Source organism: Achromobacter sp. Marseille-Q0513 (assembly GCF_018195695.1).
Classification (GTDB): domain Bacteria; phylum Pseudomonadota; class Gammaproteobacteria; order Burkholderiales; family Burkholderiaceae_B; genus Achromobacter.
The window spans coordinates 1-3020 of sequence record NZ_JAGTJY010000319.1 but is presented as its reverse complement, the minus strand read 5'-3'; the positions used below and the strand labels follow the sequence as shown (position 1 = coordinate 3020).

The following is a 3020-nucleotide window of genomic DNA, read 5'->3' as shown; positions in this document are numbered from 1 at the left end:
TTCTATATCTATTTATAAATGCTTTCAATATTTTCTTTTTTTTTGATTATCTTAGATCTGTTATTGTTTTGTTTTTTTTTTTTTTTTTTTTTTTCAAGCAGAAGACGGCATCCGAGATGGGATCCCGTCTCGTGGCCTCGGAGATTTGTAAAAGAGACGGGCCGTGGCACCCGGCGTGCACGGCAGCCTGGACGCGCCGGCGCGCTGGTCGCTGGACGACGGCCTGCGCATCGATGCCCCCGCCACGCTGCCGACGCTGGACGAGCTGGCGGCCACCGCCTGTGCCGGCCTGATCGCCGGCGCCATGGACCGCGTGCTGGCCATGACGCTGGACTACGCCAACCAGCGCTGCCAGTTCGGCAAGCCCATCGGCCGCTTCCAGGCGGTGCAGCAGCAGATCAGCGTCATGGCCGAGCAGGTCTGGGCCGCGCGCATGGCGGCGCAGCTGGCCTTCCAGGGCCGCGCCGGCATGCCCCGCCCCATGCTGGCCGCGCTGGGCAAGGCGCGCGCCAGCATGGCCGTGGCGCGCGTGGCCGACATCGCGCATGCGGTGCATGGCGCCATCGGCGTCACCGAGGAATATGACCTGCAGCTGTATACCCGGCGGCTGCGCGAATGGCGGCTGGCCGCGGGCAGCGAATCCCATTGGCACGAGCGTATCGGCGCCCATGCGCTGGCCGACGGCGGCGACGTCCTGCCCTACTTGCGCGGCACGCTGTCCGGCCAGGAAGCCGCCTGAGCCTGGACCCTTTCAACGCCGAGTCGCCTGACCCGCACAACTCAAGCCGCCCGGCCTTCAGCCCAGCTGCGCCAGCATGCTGTCGCGCAGCCTCAGCACCGACGCGCAGGAAGTCTCGCGGTGAGTCACCAATGACAGCGACAGCGCTTCATGCGCGTCGGCGTCGGCCAGCGGCACAAAGGCCACATGTGGCGTGGAGTAGGCCCGCGTCACGCCCGGCACCAGCGCCAGCCCCATGCCGCTGGCCACCAGGCTGACCAGGGTCTGCACCTGGATCGCCTCCTGGCTGATGCGCGGCGTGAAACCGGCCTTGCGGCACAGCGCCTGCGCCACGCCGTGCAGGCCCGGCACCTTGGCCGGCGAGTACATCACGAAGCTCTCGGCGCGCGCGCGGGCCAGGCTGACGGGCGCGCTTCCAGCCAGCGCATGTCCGGCCGGCACCGCCAGGATCAGGTCATCGCGCTCCACCACCCAGGAGTCCAGCGCCGGATCCTCGGCCAACGGGCCGCGCACCAGGCCCGCATCGATGTCGTTCGCGCGCAGCATGGCCGCCAGCCCCACCGTGCTGTCCTCGCGCAGCTCCAGCTGCACGTCCGGATATTGCGCGCGAAACGCCGGCAGGCAGCGCGGCAGCAGCATGTAGGTGGCCGAGCCCACGAAGCCCAGGCGCAGCGTGCCCCATTCGCCCAGCGCCACGCGGCGGGCGGCCTGGCGCGCCTGCTCGCTGTGGAACAGCGCGCGCCGGGCGTCGGCCATCAGCGCCTCGCCCGCCGGCGTCAGCGTCACGCCCTTGGCGCCGCGCGCCAGCAGCGGCACGCCGACCGCGTGCTCCAGTTTCTGGATCGACACCGACAGCGCGGGCTGCGCGATGTGCAGCACGTCGGCGGCGCGGCGGTAGCTGCCCAGTTCGGCGATGGTGACGAACTGCCGAAGCTGCCGTAGATCGATAGCCATAACAAATTCCGTATCAAGCAATACCGAAGCCATATTAGACGCGTATCAGCCGCGCCGATAGGATTTGCGCCATGACATCCCCTGCCCTTTCCCAAACCGCCGCGCTGGGCGGCGTGCGCGTGCTGGACCTGACCTCCGTCGTGTTCGGCCCCTACGCATCGCAGATCCTGGCCGACTACGGCGCCGACGTGATCAAGGTCGAGGCGCCCGCCGGCGACTCCACGCGCCACACGGGGCCGTCCCAGGAACCCGGACTGGCCGCCATCTTCCTGGGCCTGAACCGCAACAAGCGCAGCGTGGTGCTGGACCTGAAGCAGGCTGCCGCGCGGCAGGCGCTGCTGGCGCTGGTGGACGGGGCCGATGTGCTGATGCACAGCATGCGGCCGGCCAAGATGGCCGCGCTGGGCCTGGACGCGGCCACGCTGTGCGCGCGCAATCCACGGTTGGTGTATGCCGGCCTGTACGGCTTCGGCGCCGGCGGCGCCTATGACGGACGGCCCGCCTACGACGACATCATCCAGGGCCTGTCGGGCTTCGCCGACCTGACGGATCGCCAGACCGGCGCGCCGCGCTACCTGCCGACGGTGGCCGCCGACAAGACCTGCGGCCTGATCGCCGCGCACGCCATCCTGGCCGCGCTGTTCCAGCGCGAGCGCAGCGGCCGGGGCCAGGCGCTGGAAGTGCCCATGTTCGAGAGCATGGCGTCCTACGTGCTGGTCGAACACTACTACGGCCGGCACCTGGCCGACACGCCGGGCGAGGCCGGCTACCCGCGCGTGCTGACGCCGTGGCGCAAGCCCTGCCGCACCGCCGACGGCCACGTCTGCCTGATGCCCTACACCGACGCCCATTGGCGCAACCTGTTCCTGGCCATCGACCGTCCCGACCTGTCCGCCGACCCGCGCTACGCCGACATCGCGGCGCGCACGCGCCACATCGAAACGCTCTACGAACTGCTGGCGGACATCGTCGCAAGCCGCGACAGCGCCTACTGGCTGGAGCTGTGCGAGCGGCTGGAAATTCCCGCCGCCCCCATCAACCGCCTGCAGGACCTGGAAACCGATCCGCACCTGCGGAGCGTGGATTTCTTCCAGCCGCTGCAGAGCGCGGCCGGCAGCCAGTACCGCTTTCCCCGCAACCCCGTCCGGATGCAGCGCTCGCAAGTGCCGGCCGCGATGCCGCCGCGGCTGGGCGAACACACCCGCGACGTGCTGCTGCAAGCCGGCCTGGACACCGCCGCCGTCGACGCCCTGCTGCAAAGCGGCGCCGCCCGGCAGGCCGATGACGCCCCTCCCCCCGCTCCCAAGGAACCCGCATGAATGCAGAC

Annotated in this window: 2 protein-coding genes and 1 pseudogene; 2 read left to right on the top strand and 1 reads right to left on the bottom strand. The window is 69.4% G+C overall.

Translation table 11 applies throughout. The features are described 5' to 3' along the window. Nucleotides 1-283: 283 nt before the first annotated feature. Nucleotides 284-739: pseudogene (locus tag KDH83_RS30140) on the top strand (acyl-CoA dehydrogenase family protein); the annotation flags it as partial. Between the two features lie 57 nt (nt 740-796). On the opposite strand, the gene KDH83_RS30135 reads toward KDH83_RS30140, so the two are convergent. Next, nucleotides 797-1693 carry a LysR family transcriptional regulator gene (locus tag KDH83_RS30135; protein ID WP_249205456.1) on the bottom strand — a complete coding sequence of 299 codons (897 nt, stop codon included), beginning with the start codon at nt 1691-1693 and terminating at the stop codon, nt 797-799. 71 nt (nt 1694-1764) lie between these two features. Between KDH83_RS30135 and KDH83_RS30130 the strand changes: the two genes are divergently transcribed. After that, nucleotides 1765-3012 (top strand): CoA transferase, encoded by a 1248-nt coding sequence (locus tag KDH83_RS30130; RefSeq protein ID WP_212322581.1) that lies wholly within the window; start codon nt 1765-1767, stop codon nt 3010-3012. The last annotated feature ends 8 nt before the right edge of the window (nt 3013-3020 follow it).